The 24,152-nt window shown below is 36.0% G+C and carries 15 protein-coding genes and 1 pseudogene; 6 read left to right on the plus strand and 10 right to left on the minus strand.

Annotated features, from left to right (window positions below; all coding sequences use genetic code 11):
- The first annotated feature begins 31 nt into the window (after window positions 1-31).
- Both RIV7116_RS02290 and RIV7116_RS02295 read left to right on the plus strand, forming a co-directional pair.
- Window positions 32-1,846, plus strand: a complete 1,815-nt coding sequence (locus tag RIV7116_RS02290) for an ABC transporter ATP-binding protein (RefSeq protein ID WP_015116648.1) — start codon at window positions 32-34, stop codon at window positions 1,844-1,846.
- A gap of 225 nt (window positions 1,847-2,071) precedes the next feature.
- A complete protein-coding gene (locus RIV7116_RS02295) occupies window positions 2,072-3,154 on the plus strand; it encodes a nucleotidyltransferase family protein (protein WP_015116649.1) in 1,083 nt (360 codons plus the stop codon).
- 350 nt (window positions 3,155-3,504) lie between these two features.
- Here the strand turns inward: RIV7116_RS02295 and RIV7116_RS02300 are convergent, their stop codons facing one another.
- Complete coding sequence (locus RIV7116_RS02300) at window positions 3,505-5,601, minus strand: invasin domain 3-containing protein (protein WP_015116650.1); 2,097 nt, start codon at window positions 5,599-5,601, stop codon at window positions 3,505-3,507.
- 655 nt (window positions 5,602-6,256) lie between these two features.
- Here RIV7116_RS02300 and RIV7116_RS02305 point away from each other — a divergent pair.
- Window positions 6,257-7,219, plus strand: a complete 963-nt coding sequence (locus RIV7116_RS02305; protein ID WP_015116651.1) for a hypothetical protein — start codon at window positions 6,257-6,259, stop codon at window positions 7,217-7,219.
- 124 nt (window positions 7,220-7,343) lie between these two features.
- Here the strand turns inward: RIV7116_RS02305 and RIV7116_RS02310 are convergent, their stop codons facing one another.
- Window positions 7,344-9,134, minus strand: coding sequence for an SLC13 family permease (locus RIV7116_RS02310; protein ID WP_015116652.1), 1,791 nt, complete (start codon window positions 9,132-9,134; stop codon window positions 7,344-7,346).
- Window positions 9,135-10,088: 954 nt separating this feature from the next.
- On the opposite strand from RIV7116_RS02310, the pseudogene cysC reads away from it, so the two are divergent.
- From cysC to RIV7116_RS02325, 3 genes and pseudogenes are all read left to right on the plus strand, one after another.
- Window positions 10,089-10,652 (plus strand): annotated as a pseudogene (cysC, locus tag RIV7116_RS02315) (adenylyl-sulfate kinase); the annotation flags it as partial.
- 107 nt (window positions 10,653-10,759) lie between these two features.
- Window positions 10,760-11,947 carry a sulfate adenylyltransferase gene (gene sat / locus RIV7116_RS02320; RefSeq protein ID WP_015116654.1) on the plus strand — a complete coding sequence of 396 codons (1,188 nt, stop codon included), beginning with the start codon at window positions 10,760-10,762 and terminating at the stop codon, window positions 11,945-11,947.
- Between the two features lie 293 nt (window positions 11,948-12,240).
- Complete coding sequence (locus RIV7116_RS02325; protein ID WP_015116655.1) at window positions 12,241-13,092, plus strand: glycosyltransferase family 2 protein; 852 nt, start codon at window positions 12,241-12,243, stop codon at window positions 13,090-13,092.
- Between the two features lie 187 nt (window positions 13,093-13,279).
- Here RIV7116_RS02325 and RIV7116_RS02330 read toward each other — a convergent pair whose 3' ends face one another.
- From RIV7116_RS02330 to RIV7116_RS02365, 8 genes are all read right to left on the minus strand, one after another.
- A complete protein-coding gene (locus RIV7116_RS02330) occupies window positions 13,280-14,092 on the minus strand; it encodes a sulfotransferase domain-containing protein (protein WP_015116656.1) in 813 nt (270 codons plus the stop codon).
- A 181-nt stretch (window positions 14,093-14,273) separates the two neighbouring features.
- The gene (locus RIV7116_RS02335; RefSeq protein ID WP_015116657.1) at window positions 14,274-15,461 is read right to left on the minus strand and encodes a glycosyltransferase family 4 protein; all 1,188 of its coding nucleotides are present in this window, start codon (window positions 15,459-15,461) and stop codon (window positions 14,274-14,276) included.
- A 90-nt stretch (window positions 15,462-15,551) separates the two neighbouring features.
- Window positions 15,552-16,805, minus strand: coding sequence for an O-antigen ligase (locus RIV7116_RS02340; protein WP_015116658.1), 1,254 nt, complete (start codon window positions 16,803-16,805; stop codon window positions 15,552-15,554).
- Window positions 16,806-16,811: 6 nt separating this feature from the next.
- Window positions 16,812-18,068 (minus strand): glycosyltransferase family 4 protein, encoded by a 1,257-nt coding sequence (locus tag RIV7116_RS02345; RefSeq protein ID WP_015116659.1) that lies wholly within the window; start codon window positions 18,066-18,068, stop codon window positions 16,812-16,814.
- Window positions 18,069-18,164: 96 nt separating this feature from the next.
- Complete coding sequence (locus tag RIV7116_RS02350) at window positions 18,165-19,424, minus strand: glycosyltransferase (RefSeq protein ID WP_015116660.1); 1,260 nt, start codon at window positions 19,422-19,424, stop codon at window positions 18,165-18,167.
- Window positions 19,425-19,805: 381 nt separating this feature from the next.
- Complete coding sequence (locus RIV7116_RS02355; RefSeq protein ID WP_015116661.1) at window positions 19,806-21,242, minus strand: Coenzyme F420 hydrogenase/dehydrogenase, beta subunit C-terminal domain; 1,437 nt, start codon at window positions 21,240-21,242, stop codon at window positions 19,806-19,808.
- Window positions 21,243-21,255: 13 nt separating this feature from the next.
- Window positions 21,256-22,320: a polysaccharide pyruvyl transferase family protein gene (locus RIV7116_RS02360; RefSeq protein ID WP_015116662.1), complete on the minus strand. Its 1,065-nt coding sequence runs from the start codon at window positions 22,318-22,320 to the stop codon at window positions 21,256-21,258.
- 131 nt (window positions 22,321-22,451) lie between these two features.
- Window positions 22,452-23,969, minus strand: coding sequence for a lipopolysaccharide biosynthesis protein (locus RIV7116_RS02365; protein ID WP_015116663.1), 1,518 nt, complete (start codon window positions 23,967-23,969; stop codon window positions 22,452-22,454).
- Window positions 23,970-24,152 lie beyond the last annotated feature (183 nt).

Consider the following 24,152-nt stretch of genomic DNA (forward strand, 5'->3'; position numbering starts at 1 on the left):
ATTGATTGTCTTGAGCGAGAAAACTCTACTTATGCAAGCAGGTAAAATACTCAAAAAGATGCGTAGCCGATGGCGGCTCGGGGGCGCATTACGCTTAGTTTGGCAAAGCAGTCCTAAACTGGCGATCGCCCGTTTAATATTTCTCATTTTTCAAGGGATTCTACCATTAATACCTCTATATCTCGGCAAACTGCTTATCGACACAGTTGCCGCAAGTTTAAATGCTGCTGACAAGCAAGCTGCTTTTCAGGAAGCCATAATTTTACTGGTGCTGACAGCCTTAGTAACTATTCTTAATACGGTAGTTTCTTCTCTAGCTGAGGTGATTAATACTGCTCAAGGTCAGCAAGTCACCAATCATATGCAGAATATTCTTCATGCAAAATCAATTGAGGTAGATTTAGAATACTACGAAAATTCCAAATATTATGATGCATTACAACGGGCGCAACAAGAAGCATCTTTTCGACCGACGCAAATTGTAAATAGGTTAGCTCAGGTTGTTCAAAATGGAATTTCTTTAATTGCCATAGTTGGTTTATTGCTGTCATTACACTGGGGAATTGCTGGAGTTCTTTTTGTTGCTGCGATTCCTGCAATGTTAGTTAGGGGTAAATATTCTCAAATAATCTATGATTGGCAGCGGAAAAACACATCCAAAGAAAGACAAATACAGTATTTTGGTTCGCTATTAACATCAGATTTATACGCTAAAGAAATCCGTTTATTTGGACTAGGTCATATTTTCAGCGAAAGATTTTACCGCTTGAAAATAAAAATGTACAAGGAAGGCTTGAACATTGTCACCCGACGTGCTGCTGCTAATATTATTGCTCAAGTAATATCGGGAATTTTAATATTTACTGCTTATACCTTTATTTTTTACCAAACGATTCAAGGTATTCTTGCTATAGGCGACCTAGTACTATATTACCAAGCATTTCAAAAGGGACAAAGCTCTCTTCAAGGAATGCTGCGTCACTTTAATTCCTTATACGAAGACAACCTGTTTCTTGCTAACCTCTATGAATTCTTAGACTTAAAACCCAAAGTTGTCGAGCCTAACAACCCGAAATCTTTTCCTCATCCAATGCAGTCAGGGATTGTTTTTGATAATGTGAGTTTTGAGTATTCCAACAGTAATCGTAAAGCACTGCAAAGCGTTAACTTGACTGTTAAACCTGGAGAAGTTGTAGCATTAGTAGGGGAAAACGGCTCGGGGAAAACAAGTTTAATTAAATTGCTTTGCCGATTATACGACCCTACTGCCGGTAAAATTACCATTGATGGTATTGATATCCGTCAGTTTCAGATTCCCGCACTTCGACAGGAAATAGGAGTAATTTTCCAAGATTACGCTAAATATCATTTAACGGCAAATGAAAATATTTGGTTGGGGAACACTCACGTCGAACCGAATAACAATCAAATTTTGCAGGCTGCACGTATGGCTGGTGCTGATGACGTTATATCCAAGTTACCCAAAGGCTATGACACCATCCTAGGAAAATTATTTGAGCAGGGGGAAGAATTAAGTATTGGTCAGTGGCAAAAAATAGCCTTAGCCAGAGCATTTTTACGTAAATCCCAGGTAATTGTCCTAGACGAACCAACCAGCGCTATGGACCCCAAAGCAGAAGAAGAGGTTTTTCGCAAATTCCGCGAATTGATTCAGGGGCAAGCTGCGATTCTGATTAGCCACCGTTTATCAACAGTAAAAATGGCTGACAGAATTTATGTAATGGAAGGTGGGAAAGTAATTGAAAATGGTTCTCACCAAGAATTAATGCAGCAAAATGGTACTTATGCTTATTTATTTGAAACTCAAGCTCAGAACTATCGTTAAAAAATCATATCGGGTAGTAACTCATATAAATAAGTAATACCAATTCTGTATGAGGCTGCGCTCAATCGCTCTCACTCTGAAAGAGTGGAGCTACTGATACAAAGCCTACCTGCGTAGGCTTAATTCGGCGCATCTTTATAAAGAAATGATATAAGAGTTTTACCTCTAAATAGTACCAAGCAAAAAATATTTTTACAGTTATTAGTATTCTAAGTTGAGTTTAAAGTGAACGAACTACTTATCTACTGCGCCCGCGCAAATTTAGAGCCTACTGAGATAGAGAAAATCAAGACTCTTGTTAAACAAGAAATCGATTGGCAAAAGTTAATTGAAACAGCCAACTTTCATAAATTAATACCCTTGCTCTATCAAAAACTTAATAGCACTTGCCCCCAGCTAGTTCCAAATGAAGTTTTAATTAACTTAAAACAGCAGTTTCAAGCAAATGCGACACGCAACCTATTTATCACCAGCGAACTAGTTAAACTATTAGATTTATTTGAGTCTCACCAAATACATGCAATTCCCATTAAAGGAGCAGTTTTAGCTGTTTGTGCCTACGGTAATGTTGCACTCAGGCAATTTAGTGACTTAGACATTTTAGTTCGCGAACAAGATGCAATAAAAGCTAGAGATTTATTAGTTTCTGTTGGATATGAAAGTACATATAATTTTAACCGAGAACAAGAAGTTGCTCGACTAAAATCACCTTACTGTAAAGATAACAATTATTTTCATAAACATACCAGAGTTAACCTAGATTTTCACTGGCAACTGCTGCAAAAATACTTGTCCTTTCCACTTCACCATGAAGAACTTTGGCAGCGTCATGGTACAGTATCTATCGCCGGTAAAACAGTAAGAAATCTTTCACCAGAAGATAACCTTTTATTTCTTTGCGTGCATGGCTCAAGAGATAGATGGAATAAGTTAAGGTTGATAAGTGACGTTGCCCATTTAATCGAAGTTTCTCCAGAAATCAACTGGGCGTGGCTTATGGAACAAGCTAAGATGCTGGGTTGCAAAAGAAGATTTCTGCTTGGTATGCTTTTAACTAAAAATCTTCTTGGTACAGAGCTTCCTCAAGAAATTATGCAAAGTATAGAAGCTGAACCAGAACTTATATCAGTTGCTACAGAATTGAGCCAAAAGCTTTTTGAAAAAGATAATACTCCGCCGAAACTGATAGAAAAATCTTTATTTGATATTAGTGTTAGAGAGCGGATACTGGACAAAGCTAGCTATAGCTTGCACCAGTTGATTCTAGTTTGTGCAAGAAATAATGGGATATTACCTGCATTAATATAAAAATTAGCTTCAGTCCAATAAGATTGTATATAATTATTAATACTACAAGTTTACATTCTTACAAATTTAATAATACGCTTAATTTAACCCACCTTAATGGTGGGTTTTGTATTAATAAGGTTGCCTTATGCATAACGAGTATTCTAAATCAGAATAATTAACGATGGCTAAAATATAAAGTAATCATCTATTTCTGCAAAAAAACGGCATTGCTGAATAAAATATGAAGTCTTGATTTCAGATTGTTTGGCACGTAGTATTTCTACATCGAGACATCGGTTTCAGATTCTCTACAGAATGTAGGTAAACATAATTCATAAATTAATTCAGCAATGCCAAAAAAAACAAATTTATTCTGCAAATAATAGTTTCACTTCACGTCCGATTTCTACTTGATTAGGAATAGTTGCTTGAAAATCTCTCTGGCTATCAATTGTCTTTATTGTTTTAACACGCCATTGAGGCGGTATTGACATGCTAACTTTCTGTTCCAAATTCCATAATATGTAGACTTTGCGACCAGAAGATAGTAATAGTTCAACTGTAGCGGTTCCATCTTGTTTAGTTTCGGCTCTAACAACTTTAGCTCCATTGAGGAGGTTTGCAGCCATCCTAAAACCTTTACCATTGTTCGTTAATTTACCGTATTTCCAGTCATATAGTTCAAATGGTGTCGGGTTGTTATCAAGGTTATAGTAGAAAATGCGTTCTACGCCACTTATCCAGGTTGATACCAAATGACGAAAAATACGATTACCATTTTCATCGTTAGCTTCACTAACTCCTGATTCTGTATTCCAAATAGGTAAATGCTGAAGATTGTAAGCATCTCTGAGAGAGCGTAATTGAGCAGCTACAGCACTACATCCATCAGTATCAACAGCTATACCTTGTGCTTGTTCGTTTCCAGGATAGCAATGAAAAGCAATTACATCTATATATTTGCCTCCACCATGATAGAAAAAACTATCGTAAAATTTTGCTGCATGAAGCATAGTTGCAGACGGAGCAACGATAGTGATATTAGGATCGATAGATTTCAATATCTTATGAGCCGATTTAGTTAAAGCTACTACTTTTTCACCGTTTTGATAATCTTTATATCCAGGTCCAAATCGGATTTTACCATTTTTTTTAACCCTAAACGGCATATCAATTTCATTCCATAATTGATAATACCTAACTCTACCTTTGTAATGATTACCTATAGTTTTTATCCAATTTTCCCAATTATTAAAATTATTGATTGTTAACCATCTGTTTGTTTTTTGCCAATTTTTTTCCCATGTCCATTTAGGTGGTGTACCTATAACCATCATGGGTTCTGCACCTTTACTATTTAAAAAATTAATTAACTTATCCCCAGCCATTCCTCCCCTAGGAACTGTATTAGTCCAAATATATTGTCCGGGTTTTTTCTCTACAGCATTCCAACCGGAATATATACGAATTGAGTCTACAGGAAATCCTTTTTTTTCTGGCCATACACTCGCAGGTAATGAGGCTGAATTATAATTAAAAAATCTTTTGTCAATTGATTTCTTTTTAAATACAAAATCAACATGACCTGAACTTTGTAATCTTACATCATCAATACACATTACACCAGCTTGACCGGGTTTTGTTTCATATTCAATCCTTAATGAGTAACTATCAGGTATATGAGTAGCCGCCGTAAAAGTAACCTTAGTCCATTTATCCGTGAGTTGATAGGATTTAATACCAACATAGCTGTAATAGGGATTTACTTGTTGTAAATACACTCTAGACTTTAAACCGGGTGTTCCTTTAAGCCATAAACTTCCCTGATAGAAACGCCCTCTATTTGTAAACTTTAAAGTTTGAGAGATGCCAGATTTTTTAGCTTTCTCTTTTCCAGTTCTCTTTAAACAGATAGCTCTCTTGCCCGCAAAAGAGTCTTTATAATCAATATTATTGCTACTTGAGTTAATTGCGCCCCAGTAAACAGCATTAGGGCGGTCATGTCTCACGCCATTGCGTTCAAAATCTCCATTCAGTACTATATTTTTTAAAAAAGGTATTTCAAGTTTTTGAGTACTATCTTTGTCGTTAACAGTATATTTTACTATGGCATTCTCTTGTTTATCTGAAGATGTAAGATAAGCTATAAATACACCTTCTTTATCATCAAATTGGGTCTTCGATATTTTACCCGCCGAGGTTGTTATTTGAATTTTTAGATCCTTATTTTTAGCTAGATGTATTCCATTGTTATTTTTGAGTTTAATCGTTATTAATGCCTTTGAAATTCCGTCTGCCGGTAAATAGGGCCCGCGTTTACCGTGAAGATCATCTTTACAGCATACACTAATTGGTACAGCATCGATTTCAAAATCTGATTTCTGAAAGTCTGGCTTAGCTATAGCTGTAGAGCAAGCACTTATTAAATTTAACAATATAAGAAATACAAAAAGTTTAATACTCATTGATTTAAAAGATAAATTTGGGTTACAGATGAAATGAAATCATCATAATTTATGCAATCACAATGTTAGGGTAGGGTATATAGCAAAGAAGATAACTCTAATTTCTATTTATAATAGCGTTTGAATAACGTCTTAGAAGTTTTTAGCTCCCTAAACAAGTATAGTTTCAAGCTGTTAGCGAAAATAGCTACTTTGTAGTCGGATATAGAATCTATAAAATGTTTCAAATTTGGTGACTTTATATTCTATACAAAGCAGATATAATCAATTACTGATTAAGCCAGATTCAATATTAAACGTCACCCTATGAGAAACTTTGGACGTATTTAATAAGCTTTTCAGTATAACGCACTACCATTGAGATGAGAAAATACTATAAGTCCCAATTTTATATAATATTATGGCGACTTACAATTATCTTAAGTATTAGTTGTATATACATATATCTTACTCAAAAGGCGCTATTTAATTAAGCTTAGTGAAAAAACGACTATACTTAATAAATATAAAGAGAATGATATCCTAAAGTGGAAATGACATAGATTAATTTTTATTTTCTTCTATCAGCGAATTTGATTGTTAAGAGTCTGGGGCATTTTACCGCATTTAAGCATGATTAATTTCAAATAAATCACCTAGACTTTTACTTATTACAATGCCAATCAACAGCAAAAATAAAGACTCCTTGTTCTTCCAAGGTTTTAAACAAGAAATTTGTATAATATTGCATTCTTACTATAAAAAGGCATTTATTAATCCTTCATGGTTAATCATGTCTATTGCAGGACGCTTAAGCATTATTCGTGAGCTTGTCAAATTACTTTCCAAGAAAAATAAAGCTCAAAGATACAATTTAGCTGCTTCAGCTTTTGACCCTGTAAATATAGAATTTGCGGTAAAATCCTTACAGAAAGAAGGTTATTGGGAAGGAATCAAATTACCCAAACATATCCTTAAGCAGATTCTACAATTCACCATGACCGGAGAGTGCTATGGTAACTCAAATCCTCGCCTTGGCTTCAAAATTTACCAGAAAAAACAGGCAGAGCAAAAGTCTCAGTTAGTTTTTAACAAGGCTGAATACTTTAATTCCAGTTCGAGATGCCCTATCATTCAAGAATTATCTACAGATCCATTACTTTTGGAGATAGCCAGACAATACTTGCAGACGAAGCCAGTATTTACCGGAAGTCGTCTTTGGTGGATATTTCCAGTAGATGATTCTTCATACGATCCCAGAAGAACAGTCAGCTATTTCCATTACGATTTAGATGATTACAGTTGCGTAAGGTTCTTCTTCTATCTCACGGATGTTGACAGCAATAGCGGACCTCATATTTGTGTTCGTGGGAGTCATAGAAACAAAAAGCTCAATCACGTACTTTCTCCCTTCAAACGTCGCACTGATGAAGACATAGCTGACTATTATGGTGAAGAGAATATCATTACAATCTCTGGAGAAGCTGGGTTTGGATTTGCAGAAGATACCATTGCTTATCACAAAGCGGCTCGTCCACTGACTAAAAGTAGGTTAATTTTACAACTACAATATGCAATCAAAGATTATGGAAATCATAATGATTTTAAGGATGAGGCTTTGCTGAAGAATCTAGTTTAGCCTACTTGCAGGATTATTACAAAGCCTACCTCTCAGAGGTAGGCTTTGTTTGTAATCACACCCTTCTAGAGTGTCGGGTACAATATTTGCTAAAGCATGTTCGATGCTCCCCAAACAGTATTAACTATAAACCATATAAAATAATAATCAGTGGTGGAACAATTAATGCCATTAATAAACTTAACGGCGCACCAACTCGGGCAAAATCAACGAATTTGTAACCACCAGGACTATAAACCATGGTATTAGTTTGATAGCCAATTGGTGTCATAAAACTACTAGAAGCTGCAAAAGTTACTACTAATATAAAAGCCATTGGATTGAAGCTGAGACTTTTAGCGACTTCTACAGCAACAGGTAGCAGCAATACAACAGAAGCATTATTAGAAAGAACTTCTGTGATAAAAATGGTCACGACATAAAACAAAGTTAATAGCCAATAACCAGAAAGATTTCCTCCGATTGCAACTAAATTTTGCGCTAACCATACAGTTGTCCCAGACTTATCCATTGCGATTCCCAAAGGAATTAACCCAGCTAATAGAAAGATAATATCCCAGCGTACCGCTTGATAGACTTCACCTGACTTGAGACAGCCAGTTACAACCATTAACAATACACCGATTAAAGCACTTACAACAATCGGCAGTATACCAAAAGCAGTGACTAAAACGACCCCCAAACCAATCGCTACAGCAATACCTGCTTTATCTCGTCGCAAAGTTTCTAAATCGCGATCGCCAATGAACAATAAATCTCTGCTCGTTTGAAGTCCTAAAAAACTTTCTTTTGGACCTTGCAGTAAAAGCACGTCACCGAAACGTAAGTTGACTTTACCAAGTCTGTCTCTAACCAATTCCTCTCCACGACGAATTGCCAAAACAGTAGCATTGTAGCGCTGTCTAAACCGGATATCTTTAAGAGTCGAGCCTATTAAATTGGAATTAGACAGAATTAAAACTTCTGCAATACTTTCTTCTCCGGAACTAAGGTTTTGTTCCCAAGATTTGTCGTAAAACTGGATATGAGGCAAAAACTCTATCCCTTTTTCATCTTTTACCTTAAGCAAACATTCTTTTCCACCCCTAACCATTAAAATATCTCCTACCTGTAAGAGTTTATCTGCTAAGGGTTGAGGAAAGTGGTTGTCGTTGCGGATTATTTCCAACACGTCCAAATCAAATTTCCGTTGGAGTTTGCTTTGTCTTAAAGTTTGTCCAACTAAATTAGAACTTCGTGCAACAACTATTTCACTAACATAATCTTTAAGGTCGTAATCTTGAGCGACTGTATCATTGTTTTTAATTTTACGATTGGGTAACAGTCGAGGTGCGATAAAAGTTAAATAGGCTAAACCAATAGTGAAAACAATCAAACCTAATTCGGTAAATTGAAATAAACTAAAAGTTCCATAGCCCAATTTTTCAGACAAACCACTTGCTAACACATTCGTGGAAGTTCCAATTGTTGTCAGCATCCCCCCCAGAATTGTGACGAACGATAAAGGCATTAGTAGCTTAGATGGAGAAATTCTTTGTTTTTGACACCATTCTTCTACTACTGGTAAAAATACAGCAACCACGGCAGTATTATTAATTAAAGCACTTATTGGACCTGTAATTATTCCAATAGCTAAAATTTGCTTCGTTGAATGCTTTCCTCCCCACTTTAGTAGCAAATCGTTTACAACCCCAATTGCTCCAGTCCGAGCAATTCCCGCACTTAGGATAAACATTGCCATTACAGTAATAGTTGCCGAATTTCCAAAGCCAGAAATACCTTCTTCTGGAGTCACTAATCCTAAAGCCATCAACAATACCATTACTGCTATTGCTGTAATATCAACCGAAAACCATTCACCAATAAAACTAATTAAAGTTAGAAAAACGATGACAAGAGTTAAAAATATACTCATATTTAATTGTTTAAAATAGGGAAGCTACAGAATTGGAAGTAGACGATACAAATTTCGAGTAACAAGTGATGAAAAGTAAAAGTAACAATTCCGTTTGGCTGAAAGCCTTACACTAATAAATACTAAATTACAACTAATAAAATCTCAGGTAACTTTACTCTAACAATGTGATTTTTCGGTTCAGAGAGTAGGAATAAATTTTTAGTTCAAGCAAAGTAACTCTTCAAAATTGAACTATCTTCTACTTTAGAAAAAATCTATACGAGAATAAAAAATAGTTGTTCAATACGTATAACCATCATACATGATTTCTTATTAGCAACAATATTGATAATAATATATAAAAATAATCGCTTATTTCATCTAAATTCTATATAGAGAAAAAATAGATTAATTGTAAATAAAAATACTAACTTTAGCAAATATAGAAATATTAATCAGCAAAAGCTATTATTTTAAAGATTCCTTAAAGAAATAAATATACTATCTTTTTTTCCGGAATTAAAAATAAGCAGACGCTTTTAGCTATTTCTTTTTTTCCTTTATCAAAAATATCCTAAACTAGAAAACTTTTGCTTATCAGTATTGTCCATATATATAGTTAATCCTTTTACATAATAGTTCCTTGCTTCATCAAAACTATAAAAAGTATTCCGTATTTATGAGTAGTCGTTAAACAAATTTGATGTTATACTTTTTGCAAATTTGTTTGCTACTTTTTTACTAAGTGAATCTACCCGGATATACTTTGTTCCTACTAGAAGTAGAAGATTGTTACCAATTGAACGAACATAGATAAATGGAACGTTTAGGTTTGAGTTTACGGTTGTGCTGCATTAGAGAATATCTGTATTCTAAATATCTTGTTAGCCAGAGTTATTCTCGATAAGCTTTGACTGTGAACTTGTACTTATAAGTCTGTGTTCTATTTTTTAAACTTCAAATCATAGGAGAAAATTAATCATGAATCAGCGTGGTGTTACTGTATGGTTCACTGGCTTAAGCGGTGCTGGTAAAACTACTATTTCTAAAGCAGTTGCAGAAAAATTACGCTCCCAAGGATGTAAGTTAGAAATCTTGGATGGTGATATAGTACGTGAAAATCTAACCAAAGGGCTGGGTTTTAGTAAAGCGGATAGAGATGAAAATATTCGTCGTATTGGTTTTGTTTCCCATCTTTTGACTCGTAATGGTGTGATAGTTTTGGTATCTGCGATTTCTCCCTATAGAGAAATTCGAGAAGAAGTTAAGCAGAAAATAGGAGATTTTATCGAGGTTTATGTCAATGCTCCTTTAGCAGTGTGCGAAGAGAGAGATGTTAAGGGACTTTACAAACGCGCTCGTTCTGGAGAGATTAAAAACTTTACTGGAATTAGTGACCCTTACGAAGCACCCGTTAATCCTACCATTGAATGCCGTACCGACCTTGAGGAATTAGAAGAAAGCGTAGCAAAAATATTAAACAAACTTGAAGAACTAGGTTATTTGGATAAAGCAATAGAAATGCAAGCTGTTTAAGCAATTCTTATTAAATAGTCTGAATTGATTTATTTTCCATGTTCTGCGACGAACATCGAAATTTGATTCGCTAGATTTTTCTTGAAATACACTATTATCTATAAAATATGCAAAGTCTAACCTTGGAGAATAATCAGGGCACTATTTGTGAAAATGCCCAGTTAGTTAATCGTATCGCTACTTCCGAGCAAAAAGCTGAATTTTTAGATAAAGCTGATTCTTTACCTCGAATCCAGTTAGATAAACGGGCTACTTCCGATTTAGAAATGATTGCTATTGGTGGCTTTAGTCCACTTCAAGGGTTTTTAGAACAAGCTGATTACGAGTCGGTAGTTGAAAATATGCGTTTGGCTAATGGTCAACCTTGGTCAATTCCCGTTACTCTATCAGTAACTGAAGAAATTGCAGCATCTTTAAAAGAAGGTAATTTAGTTCGTTTGGATGACCCCAACGGACGTATGGTAGGTGTTTTACAGTTAACTCAAAAATATCGCTACGATAGAACTCGTGAAGCTGTAAAAGTTTACCGTACTGATGAAGATAAGCACCCTGGTGTAAAAGTTGTATACGAACAGGGAGAAGTTAACCTTGCTGGTCCAGTATGGTTGTTACAGCGTGATGAGCATCCTTTATTTCCCTCTTATCAAATCGACCCCGCAACTTCCCAAGCGATGTTTAGAGAAAGAGGTTGGAAAACAGTAGTTGGATTCCAAACTCGCAACCCAATTCATCGCGCTCACGAATATATTATCAAGTGCGCTTTAGAAACCGTTGATGGCTTGTTTCTTCATCCTTTAGTTGGTGCAACAAAGAGCGACGATATCCCCGCAGATGTGCGGATGCGTTGTTATGAAATCATGGTGGAAAACTATTTCCCTAGCGATAGAGTAATGTTGGCAATTAACCCAGCAGCGATGCGTTATGCAGGTCCAAGAGAAGCCATTTTCCACGCTTTGGTACGTCGAAACTACGGCTGTACTCACTTTATTGTTGGTCGCGACCATGCTGGTGTTGGTGATTACTATGGTACCTACGACGCTCAACATATATTTGATGAGTTTCAGCCAGGGGAATTGGGTATTACACCGATGAAGTTTGAACATGCTTTTTTCTGTACCCGTACCCAGTCAATGGCTACAGCAAAGACTAGTCCAAGCACTAAAGAAGAGCGAATTCATTTATCGGGAACTAAAGTGCGTGGAATGTTGCGTAATGGTGAATTACCACCACCTCAGTTTTCTCGTCCTGAAGTTGCTGCTGAATTAGTTAGAGCGATGCAACAAGGAAATACTTAATTGGAAAATTAATTTCCTTTAAGTTAAGGCAGCCAATTTTTATTAACCATAAATTTGGGTTTAAGCTTTACTTTAAACCCAAATTTTGCAGGACTTACGTAATTGTCACAAGATTCTGGCTGGAGCCTTACTACAAGTTGATTATTGCGTTAACAAGCAGTTAGTGTATAAGCACCCTACGAGCAAAATGTACCTGTTGGGTAAGTTCTCAATATATACCCTAATTAAATTAGGTTTGATTGTTTATTTCTCGCAATATAAATACACAAAAATCAAGGACAAGTAATTGAGTTATGTCATCAACACCAGCAATTTCCGTTATGATGCCTACATATAATGTAGAAGATTATGTAGCCGATACAATTGATAGCGTATTGCAGCAGACTTTTACAGATTGGGAATTAATCATTGTAGATGACGGCAGCACTGATGGAACTCCGCAAGTAATAGATAGGTATGCAGAAAAAGACTCGCGAATTAAAGTTTATCATTACGAACACGGCGGTCGTGGTGTAGCACGAAATAGATGTCTAAAACATTCGCGGGGTAAATATATTGCTATATGTGATAGTGATGATATTTCTTTCCCAGAAAGATTTGAAAAGCAAATTAGTTTTTTAGAGAATAATCTAGATATTGGTGTAGTTGGCGCTCAATTATGTTCATTTACTGAAAAGCCTATTTTAGACAAAACTAAAATTATTTCGTGGCCTACTAATAGTAACGCAGTATACAATGACTTTCAAAAGAATAAAATGAAAATTTCAAATTGTGCTGCAATGATTCGTATGTCAATATTTAAAGAATATGGAGGTTATTGTGAAGAGCTTCATCGTTCGCAAGACTATGAATTTTTTAAGCGAATCCTTAATAAAGGAATTAAGCTGACAAATTTACCTGAAGTACTAGTTTTTTATAGACAAGCTAATTACGTGGCAAACTTTCGCCGTTACCAAGAAAGTGCGATGTATAAAAATTATGCCGATTACGTTGCTAACGGAGGTAGTCAAACTTTTAGTGAATTTTGTGAAAATTTTACAACTAAGCTATATAGGCAATTCATTAAATTAAAGTATTTAAGATTTATCCTGATTATGAATATGAGAAAAAGTTACCTAAAAGCAAAAATTATTCTCAAGCAATAGCTTAAAATTTTTTAATTCCTTCTGCTGCTTAATTTTCCACATCGGATATTTCGACAAAGCTGAGTTAAACTATTTTAGCTTTAGCTCAGCTGTACCAAATGATTAGTTATTTGTTTAAACTATCTTGTACTCAACCGAGAACCTTTAATTATTATGTTCTTTATAAGTCCTTAGATGATTAGGTTTATTAATAATCATATCCAAGACTTTGAGCTATATCACGAGTAACATCCTCAATATATTGCTTATCCGCATCAGACAATTCTTTTCCACCAGTAGCTTTTCCCTGTCTAATAAACGAAGTTTTTTGATTTTGTAGCATAAAAGTAGAAGCATGGTTACTTTCAGAATTTTTCATATTTTCTTTTGAGCTTAACTTGATGGCTTCTGCAATCGTAGATTTATCAACTTCGATACCTAGTAAATCCATCAAACGATGTAATTCTTTGTGAGTATTATTCAAAATATCTTCAAAACGAAACAAATTAATAATTTGCCCATCTTGAGTAACGTTAATCCAGGATTCAGTATGCTTGTTCCACACCTTTATTCCATATTCTTTATTGTGTATTAACTGAGATAATGTATAACTTTCAGGAATCCGCTTGATTCTTTTTAGATGATAGAAATAAGATATCATTACATCTCTTGGGTCTCTGACTATTAAGATAACTCTTTGATAGAAACGGTTATATGGAGAATGACTTTTGATAATTTTTGGAATTTCTGGATTTCCGAATATATCTCCATCGTGTAAATTAGTAAATCCTCCAGCTTGATAAATATCTGGGATAAAATCATGCAGTGTGAAAAAATTCACATTTCGCTGGATTTTGTAATGAATTTTTAAAGTATTGGCCAGCATAAATCTTAGCCAGGTATTACCTGATTTCGCAAAAGAAACTAGAAAAATATCTTCCGCACAATGATTTTTAGCCAGTGAAAAACGATATTTTAGATGTCGAGGTATTTTTGTAAATTTCTTCAATGTATTATTCACAATATAGCTCCTTTTTTTAGTTTATTTTTCATAGCATGGCTATTAAATCAGATTAATCAAAAAGCTTAACAGACGATGTTATCTCAAAATATATCCTGATTTATACTTAACCATAAGGTCTTATTATAATTCCGGCTTTACGTAATCTCCACATTTTTTAGGCTATCTTGATACTGAACGATCAATATTTTTGGCTCATTACTTGTTGATAAATTGCCATTAACTGCTCATAATTAGCTTGTGGAGTATACTTCTCCTCATACTTTTTTAGCGCATTCACACTTGATTCTTCCATCGCTTCATGGTTCTTGAATGTCCATTCAATTTTTGCAGCTAAATCTGCTGAGTTTCGACTTTCAAAATGTAAACCAGTTACTCTATCTTCTACAATTTCTGCCATACTACCTAATTTTGGAGCTATCACAGGTAGTCCGCAAGCAAATGCTTCAGCGATAGTTAAAGGAAAACCTTCGTACCAAACAGAAGGAAATACTAAACAACGAGCTGATTGCATTAGTTTCAAAACTGTAGGTTTTTTCTGAAATCCTAAAAATTCAATCACATTTTTGCATGAAGTATTTTCTACCTTCTGCTCCAACATTTGACGTAAAGGACCATCACCTACAATTTTTAAGGGTATGGATAAATTATTATTTATATAAGCATCGATTAAAACTGAAACTCCTTTCTCTTCAGATAATCTGCCAACAAAAAGTAGGAAATCACTACGTTGTTTGCTGTTAGGTGAAGTCTCAGGAGTAAAAATGAAATTAGGTTTGATATAAATTTTTTCTGCTGGTAATCCAGCTTGAATCATTTTTTCTTTTTGAAAGTTAGTTAAAGCTATGTAAGCATCAACACGCTCTTGCCAAGTACCCCGTAACTTGTGCCACGTATTCATTGCTGTTACAACTGAGCTTTGTAGGCGGGAGTCTCGATAACAGCCATGCACAATACTATCCCACGGTATAGATTTGCCAATGCAATCTTCGCAAATTTTGCCATCTCGAAAGGGTATGGCTTTAGGACAAGCCAGGCGATAGTTATGCAGAGTTTGGACAACCGGCAGTTGATGCTCTTGACAAGCATCATATACAGAAGGGGAGAGTAATGGAAAGAAATTATGTACGTGTACAACATCAGGGCGAAAGCGAATAATTTCTTCACTAACTTGTTGTTTTGCTGAATATGAGTAAACTGCACTGACAGCGGCTGAAACTTTACTCCAACCACCTGCAATATCATCATTAGTTACTTCAAACAAAGAAACCTGATGATTATTTTTTTCTAAGAGAGACTTCTCAACTTGGACAACTCCATCTTCACCACCTGGAAGTTTATATCGGTTATGCAATAGAAGTATTTTCATAAATTGAAAATGTTTTTAATTAATAAAAGTAAAAGTACTCATTAATGTAAAATAATTTACGAAGTAATTACATGTTTATTAAGCAATAATTCAAGCTTCCTGAACTAATTGCTCGAATTCGTCTGATAATAGCTCTAATTTTCGAGCAGTTTTTATTACCTTTTTACGGCGGCTTGTACTTCCTAAGGATGCTCCTACTAATATCCCTAAAGGATTCATTGCGAATAAATAAACAATAATGTTATCGCTAATCATTGCTATAGCTACAGCGACTAAAGTAAGAAATGCGGCTAAGGAAATACGGGCATTAGCTCTATCATTTTGGTCTGACCATTGCCAATTCTGCCAGGTTTTTACAAGTAATCCTATATAACCTAATAACCACAGCGTTAAACCAATAAGACCGTAGTCATGGAAAATACGTAGATAATCGTTGTGTGGATGAGAAAAAGCACGTCCAACATTTTGTACCAAAACCACTACAACCGAACCGGGACCATGACCTATCCATGGCGATTCCCACGCTGAGGCGTAGGCAATAGGCCAAGCTGTAGCTCGTCCTGATGTATTAATTTGAACTCCACCAACTGTGGCATTATCTCCTACATCTGTGAAACGAGAACGTATCGGTTCAACATAAGTGAATGCAAGGAATGAAACCGTAACCATTAGAAAAATAGTGAAACCCATCTTCAGCCAACCCTTGATACTATTAAAGGATATTTGAGATAAGGGGAAAAGAATTAAGGTTACAACTAATGCTGTACGGGAAAAGCTTAAAGCCATGACTACTATTGTAAAAATTGTCCACCATCGACTTCCAAGCAAGCCATAGCGCCAACCTGCTAAGAACCAAGCTGCAGCAATCATAGCAAATAAAGCAAAAGGGCGGGCACCCATTATGATACCTGTACCAAAACCACCTATAAGAATACTAAACCCATACACTAGGACTGATAATTTACCTGCTAGACTAAGGGCATTGCTGATGAAATCTGGTGGGTCGAAGGAGCGGTTAGTTTCTATGGCACTTAATACTAAAATACCAACAAATGCCAAGTATAGTGATAAGTTTTGAACCGCATCTGAAATTGGTAATTTTGATGTGAGCGAATACCAAAGGAAATTAAATAAACTATATACAACAAATAGAACCAGAGAAGTTGCTATATATGTTGCTTTAGAAATATGAGAACGAGTAAATACTAAAACCCAGCTACCTATACCTGAAATAATACTTAATGCCCCTAAAGCAGTAATAGGTCCAAGTGAAATCATGCGTACTGCATTTGTTAGACCGCTAATTATAAGCGTCGCGTACAAAACTTTTTGATATACATTCATACCTTTCTAACCCAATGTCAGGCAAGTTTTATCTTCACCAGATAGTTCTTCGTATAGTTGAGCTAATTGTTTTCCTTTGTTTTCCCAACTGAACATTTCTTGGACTCTTTCCCGACCAGCTTCAGCCATACGCAGTCTCAATTCGGGGTCGTTAGCTAAAAGCTTCATCGCTTTACCCATACCTTCTGCTGCTTGTTCTGGTGTACGTGCGGGAATTTTCAAGCCTGTTTCCTTTGTTACCTGTACTCCCGGTCCTCCCAAATCCAAGCAAATCACTGGGCGACCAGCAGCCATTGCTTCCATGCATACCCATCCTCCAGAGTCATGCAAGCTTGGGTGAATCAACACATGAGACTGGCCGAGCTTTTCTAAAGTTTCCTGACGAGGTAATCTACCCCAAAATTTCACTTGCTGAGCAATTCCCAATTCTTGAGTAATAGCACGAAGTTTTTCTTCCTCTGGACCGTTGCCTAATATCCAATATTCAGCATCAGGTAAATTTGCTTGAGCAAAAGCACGCAAACCTAAATGAAACCCTTTCCAGTGCAGAAGCCTACCCATGCTGATAAATCTGATTGGAGAACTATCGGATATTTTATATTGAGCAAGATTAGCTACTTCTTCTGCGGGTAAACCCGATTCAGGCATTATTTGCACCGAACTCGCACCAATTTTGTAAAGTCGTTTTGCAGTGTCTTCGGTAGTTGCTCTAATCAAAGCACTCTTTTTAGCAGTTATATATACGAAGGGATCTATTTCACCAACAGAACGAAGCAAATGTCTTAGGGTTTCATATATTTTTGCGCGTAAGCTAAAATCTTTCCAAAATGCTTTAGGTGCGGATTCCCCACCACCTATAGGACCCCAGATAAAAGGAATCGGTAGGAACGATACGAAACTAGGACTAGAATATCTAACGTAGGTTACATGATGTGCTGCATCAAAACCAATTTGTTTGTGAAGTGATTTACTGACAAAATAGGCTTTGATTTGCCATAAATAATAATGAAACTGAACTCCCCACTGTGCTTTTTTACCTTCTTGACTCCAGTCCAAAGTCCAACCAATGGGGTCTAAATAAACGAAATTCAAGTTGGGTATTGGGTTGCGTGCTAGTTCAGATTCGATACCTTCGCGGTGACAGTTTGTTGTCAGTACCCACACTTGGTGATATTTGCAAACTTCACGAACTACATTCCAGCCAACTCCTGGTTCCGAACCTCTATTTGGTTCGCAGGCATATGCAGAGATAAGAATTTTCATAAACTAAATACTTTCTAGGAATTTAATTACAATAATCAACTAGTATCCTCTATATGTTTGAGTCAATAAGTTTAATTTAATCTAATGTACATAATTTTAAACTGAAGTCAAGGCAATTTCTCGATTTGTAGTAATTGCATTATGAAAAATATCAACTAATCGGTCATTAAGTTTATCGATATTATAATGTTCTTCTACAAACGCTCGACCTGCTGTACCCATAGTAGACCAAAGCTCTGGATGCTCCACCAAATAACCTATTTTTTCAGCCAAAGCATCTACATTTCGTTCTGGAACCAAAAAACCTGCAACACCATCTTCAACTAATTCTGGAATCCCACTATGAAATGTACTAACTACTGGTAAACCCATTGCCATTGTCTCCATTAAAGCAACTGGAATTCCTTCCTGGTCTCCATTTGAACTGGTTACACTAGGAGCCAGCATAATGTGAGAATTTTTCAAAATTTCAATCACTTCTTGTTGTTGTTTTGAACCAAGTAATTGTACATGATTCGCTACATCTAATTGCTGAACTAATTCCTGTAAACTTTCTTTTAGTGGACCATCTCCTACAATAGTGTAATTAATATTCTTTTTTTGGTTTTTAAGCAATTTAGCTACTGCACGAATTCCATATTCCACACCTTTCTTTTCTACTAATCTAGAAACTGTAACTATCTCTACTTGACCATTAACTCTAGGTTGGCGTGAAGCAAAGGAAAACTTTGTGCAATCAATTCCCATTCGATGCACAGTCATTTCGCCATTGCAACCTAATTCAATTAATCGATTTTTCCAACGATAACTAATAGGTAAAAACAGGTCACCCAGACTAAATAATAAATCGTATGCGCGCTTTCCCTCTTTTTCTAAATAAGTAGTTATGTCAGTACCATGAAATGTTGTAACTACCTTGCCTTGAATTATACCTAGTTCGCGCAATATCACACCTCGTAAACCTTTTGGTCCAAAGTGACATTGAATAATGTCATAGGATTGTTGATGATTTAGTACCGATATTGCTGTATATAGTAAATTTAGAGAAGTAACTTCTTTTCCATATTTAGAAAAATTTAGAGTTTGTAACAGAACTGAAGGACTTTTATGAAAGTTAGTTAGCAGTAAGCCAATTCCTTTAATGGCGCGTAGTAATTGATTTTCTGGTATTTGAGCGTAATAAGTATGTTCAAGAAGATGATACTTTTCTATATCTGGATGTATTTTTGATTCGTTTTGTGGACGAATTGCATAAATTTTAACTTGATGTCCACGGTCTATTAGTCCGGTAATTTGATTCAGAACAAATGTTTCTGATAGGCAAGGGAATTTATCAACTATAAAGGCAATTTTCATTATTAATTAGTAGTACATATATTATTATGGGAAATTAACCCTAATTAAATCAATAAGTTTCGTTTATACTTTGAACAGCTTATTTGATTTACCCATCATGCATGTTTTGCTTTAACTGAGTAAAAGTCATTCATTTTCATCATCATTTATCAATGCTCTATTAGTCCTGTTATTTGATTGAGAATAGAAGTTTGGGATAGAACTGGGAAGTTATTAAGGATAAATGTAACTTTCATGTTAGGAATTTTCCATATTACTTCTTTCAATAAATTCTCTCAATTCCCATTATTTATTAGTACGTAAATACTGTATAAAGAAACTGCCTGTAATTACGAAAGAAAACAATTATTTAAACTGAGAGTCCGATATTTTGGATAATTGCTAACTCTTCATATATTTCTTAACTTTTGATAAGACCTTTCGCCAGAGGGGTTTTTTGTAAAGATTATCATAAGCTTTGACTATCGGCTCCATAATGTCTCTAAAAACAGTAAAGCTTCTAGCTTGTATAGCTTTGTCAAAAGCAAGATGACTTTCGGTCGCCATGAGGACTCTGAGTTCATGAATCTTTTTTCGCTTTCGGTCGAAGTGGTTAGCTTGTGCTTTAACCCGCTTTTCAGGTCGCCATAGTCCAGCCTTATCTTTTAGGTGCAAACGATAAGCTAAACCTTCGCGTCGATGGCGCAAGCCAGCATCTTGCGACTTAGCAGCGTCATCAGCGCTAATACGATCTAAGTGTAGCCGATTTGATGTCATACCCTTCTCAATAATTTCTTGTATAAGAGGATTACGTACAATAACCACATTAGTTCCAGAACTGTCTTTTACATATTGGGGAAGCCAAGCATCTCCAACTGTAACATCAGCAGTTTCAGCTACTACATCATCGCAATAATCACATGCTTGGTATTTGAAAAAGCCGTGTCCCCACAGATAACCATATAATTCGTAATTTGATTTGATTGCACTAACTTCTTTATTGTTCTGAAGACCTTTGACCTCCACACCATACTTATTTGCATTCTGCCCAGGCATTTTCTTACGAAAGTCGATAGAACGTAGATTGCCAGGTTCAATTCCACATTGCCAAGCAAACATATCGGCAAATGTAGTGGTTTTAAGGTGTCCGCATACAAGACCAATACAAAAATGGATGCGATCGCCTATTACTGGATCTTGTTTTGCCAAAAGACGAATTGCTTTGATAAAACAAGGAACACCAACAATTGCATATCTTCCCGGTTTTTGCCTAACTAAGCTCAATACTTCTGACATTTCGACTGGATAGTAGCGTGACTTTGCACCAGTACGAATTTCGTCAATTGAGTTTGATATCTCAAAACTAAATAATTTTGAATCAGTTTCTGTAGGTTGATGCTGTTTTACGTGAATAGCTGCGTCAATTAGACCATGATTAAATAGCTCGTTCAGAATCCATGTACCCATCCCACCGGAACTACCACGTTCGCGAAAACTATCTTCTGCCACAAATCCTGCGTATGTGGCTAAATTATAGCCGATTCGATCGTGATATGTAGAATTTTTACCAAACAGTTCTTGACCTATCTCATCCTCGTTAGGACTAACTTCGGAGAACGGACATACAGAAAGAACTTCAGTATTTAATGCTGAGGTATCAACTTTAGAAGTTAAGGTTGCCTGGAAGCGACCATACTTATCCAAACTCATCTTGATTGGTGAATTCTCAACTGATGCACAAGCTCCACAGCCGCTACAATATCCACCTTCGACAACTGTATTAAACAATTTAGATACTTCTTGAGCAGGTTTGTGTTGCTCTTTGGGTAACTGTTGCATTTTTTATCACCTTTTATTTCAAACCAACTAATTCAGGTATCTTGTCAAAGTATTCGGCACTCCAATCTGGAGTTTTTTTATCTTCGAGTGCCAAGCAGCGCTCTACTAGTGATGGAACTTCATCTAAATTCTGTGCGAATGCAATCTGAGGCATATCTTTAAACCAGTGAATTGCTGAAGTCAATTTATGATCGACAGTACGCAAGACAACACAAGGCTTCTGGGAAAGAACTGTAAAAATTAACCCATGATAACGGTCTGTGACCACAACATCTGCATCTAAAAATAGATTCAGCGTATTTTGTAAAACAGCTTCTCTTTCACTGACATTAATTGACTCAGGAATAGTTGTGTCATAGTAGGTACAGTCGTAAGGTAGACTATCACCTATTTGCTTGCGTTGCTCTGGGGTGAGAGCAGATTCATCATCAAGCCTTAAGCAAACAAGAATTCTGGGGGGATTGCTTTTCTTTTCTGAACTTCTTGGAGGTAGTGATAAGACAAAATCCGGCATACAAAAAGTTTTTGCTTTGGGAAATAATTCGGCGGCTAGTTCACCACTACGCGGATCACGACCTATAACAGTTAGGTTCGGATGAGTCCCATAAATATGACGTGTATTTTCTTGCTCTGTTTTCCCGATAGGAGTATCACTGAAGTAAATTGTTTGTGGTAAGCTAACAATTTGGTTACCAGCAAATGTACTAATCATTTCTCGCCGCTTACTTTCAGACCATTTACCTCTATCTCCCAAATTTCCGCCACTATGCAAGAAAAACAGGTCATCTGGCTGAACGAGCCATCGCAAAGCTGGAAGAAAATAGCTACCTTGATCCTTATCCATCTCAATCACTGGAAGCTGAGGAAAATGCTTTTCTAACCAAGCTCGGATTGCAATAACTTGAGCATGATCCCCTACATTTTTCAGATAAGGTGGTGGTGTTAGAGCATAAATAATTTTGTCTTTGTTTTTAAGATTTCTATGAGTATATGCAAACCAAAGATTTCTGAAAACTCTATAAGCCTCTTCAAAAGGCTTTTTGAACTGGCGTACAATTGATTTTAGAATATTTTTCATTGTCATTTCTCTCCCTTCATGAACTTTATGAATTTTCAGTATTTAATAGTATAGAATCAGTGACTAATGTTTCTATCCCTAATTTTCTCTTAATATGCTGAATAAAATTAAATATTAGTTAGTGATATTGTTTATTTTCGTTTCGCCTTTCCTCTAAAAGTTTTAATCACTTCTAACATCTCAAACAAGGTACTTCTGCCATTAGGAAGAACTATCCAAATTGCAAAGTAAAGTAGACAATATAAAACAAAATCTAGAAGAAGAGCAATTACATCATTGATTCCAGGCGGAAGTAGCTTGTTAATCCCAATTAATACGACTGCTGCACCGAAAGAAGCTAAAGCTGGTTGAAGTAGAGTTTTTGCTAATTCAATTAATCGGAGTGGTGTTCCTTGGTAGCAGTATGCAAATCCAGCCACTAGAAAAATTGGTCGTGATAAACCATAGGCTGCAGCTATACCAATGGCACCCCATCGGACACCGATTAAAAACAAAATCACATTTACAATCGATGAAACAATTCCCCAACGTAACTGACGGTCAACCTTACCTAGAGATTGATAAACCCATCCCATAGCTACACCAATCGTGGCATTGAAAGCTGCTGGCATTAAAAGCTGAAAGATAAGCACTGCACCTAACCATTGTTTTCCAAGGAGCACAAGGATTACTTTGTCGGCAGAAGCCATCAGAAATCCAGTCATCGGCATTCCAAGAGTGCTTATCCACAAAATCGCTTTATAGTAAAACTTGGAATACTTTTGGGGTTCATTCTGCAAACTACTAAGAGCCGGAAGAGCTACACTCGTAATCGGGGTATTGATTTGCTGAATAGGCAGAAGTACCAACTTATAAGCGACAGCATAAAGACCCAACTCTTGTGGTCCCCGGTACTGACCAATCAGTACGTTGTCTAGGTTTCGGGAAAAGTAGTTAACTAAATTAAAACCTGTAACATTTCCACCGAAAGCTAGCATCAAACGAATGCCAGAACCTCTTAGCGGTACTCCAGGTCGCCAACTACAAGCAACCCAAACTCCTACAGCGTTAGCAATTGCAGTTGCTATTTGCATCAATACTAATGCCCAGTAACCTAAACCGTACCAGGCAGAAATGACTGCACTCACTACACCAAGTAACATTGAAATAATCTCAACCTTGGCAAGACTAGTGAAGCTCATTTGCCTTTTTAGTAAGGCTTGATGCTGGACAGTCAAACCTCCAAAAATAAAGTTACTTGCTAATGCAAGAGTAATCCAAACTAAGCGTGGTTCTTTATAAAACCATGCAACCACAGGTGCTAATCCTGCAACTACGAATGCAGTAATGGTACTGATTGCAAAGTTAATCCAAAATAAGGTACTGACCTGCTTATGATTTATTTCAGCTTTTTGGATTGTTGCGGTTGAAAGACCTAAATCTTTAAACATTCCGGCAAAGTTAATAATAACAGTAACCATGCCAATCAAACCGAAATCTTCTGGTGCAAGTAAGCGTGCCAAGAAAACGGTCGAACCCATCTGTAAAATAAATCTACTTCCCTGAGCCGCGATTGTTACTGCACCACCGCGAACAGAACGACCTTTGAGATCTGCTTTGAGATGGTCAGTATTGAAATACTGTTCGTTATTTACCGTATTATGAGACATTTTTCATAAATATAAGTCATAAGATAAAAGCTGTACCAAAACTATAAAACTAGGACTTAATTATTTGATAAGACTTAATTTTTTAACTGAACCAACTTCAATCATTTGAATTATTTAAAACTACTTTCTACGCAAATATTATCTGTCAGGATATTTACTTAGATTAATTTAATTAAATAATTA

The organism is Rivularia sp. PCC 7116, from assembly GCF_000316665.1.
Classification (GTDB): Bacteria; Cyanobacteriota; Cyanobacteriia; order Cyanobacteriales; family Nostocaceae; genus Rivularia.

Excerpts from the sequence above, each read along its gene's own strand:
- RIV7116_RS02345 (WP_015116659.1), bottom strand. The coding sequence starts at position 18,068 with ATGAAAATTCTTATCTCTGCATATGCCTGCGAACCAAATAGAGGTTCG.
- RIV7116_RS02355 (WP_015116661.1), bottom strand. The coding sequence starts at position 21,242 with ATGCAACAGTTACCCAAAGAGCAACACAAACCTGCTCAAGAAGTATCT.
- RIV7116_RS02310 (WP_015116652.1), bottom strand. The coding sequence starts at position 9,134 with ATGAGTATATTTTTAACTCTTGTCATCGTTTTTCTAACTTTAATTAGT.
- RIV7116_RS02350 (WP_015116660.1), bottom strand. The coding sequence starts at position 19,424 with ATGAAAATTGCCTTTATAGTTGATAAATTCCCTTGCCTATCAGAAACA.
- RIV7116_RS02300 (WP_015116650.1), bottom strand. The coding sequence starts at position 5,601 with ATGAGTATTAAACTTTTTGTATTTCTTATATTGTTAAATTTAATAAGT.
- sat (WP_015116654.1), top strand. The coding sequence starts at position 10,760 with ATGCAAAGTCTAACCTTGGAGAATAATCAGGGCACTATTTGTGAAAAT.
- RIV7116_RS02365 (WP_015116663.1), bottom strand. The coding sequence starts at position 23,969 with ATGTCTCATAATACGGTAAATAACGAACAGTATTTCAATACTGACCAT.
- RIV7116_RS02305 (WP_015116651.1), top strand. The coding sequence starts at position 6,257 with ATGCCAATCAACAGCAAAAATAAAGACTCCTTGTTCTTCCAAGGTTTT.
- RIV7116_RS02335 (WP_015116657.1), bottom strand. The coding sequence starts at position 15,461 with ATGAAAATACTTCTATTGCATAACCGATATAAACTTCCAGGTGGTGAA.
- RIV7116_RS02325 (WP_015116655.1), top strand. The coding sequence starts at position 12,241 with ATGTCATCAACACCAGCAATTTCCGTTATGATGCCTACATATAATGTA.
- RIV7116_RS02360 (WP_015116662.1), bottom strand. The coding sequence starts at position 22,320 with ATGAAAAATATTCTAAAATCAATTGTACGCCAGTTCAAAAAGCCTTTT.
- RIV7116_RS02340 (WP_015116658.1), bottom strand. The coding sequence starts at position 16,805 with ATGAATGTATATCAAAAAGTTTTGTACGCGACGCTTATAATTAGCGGT.
- RIV7116_RS02290 (WP_015116648.1), top strand. The coding sequence starts at position 32 with ATGCAAGCAGGTAAAATACTCAAAAAGATGCGTAGCCGATGGCGGCTC.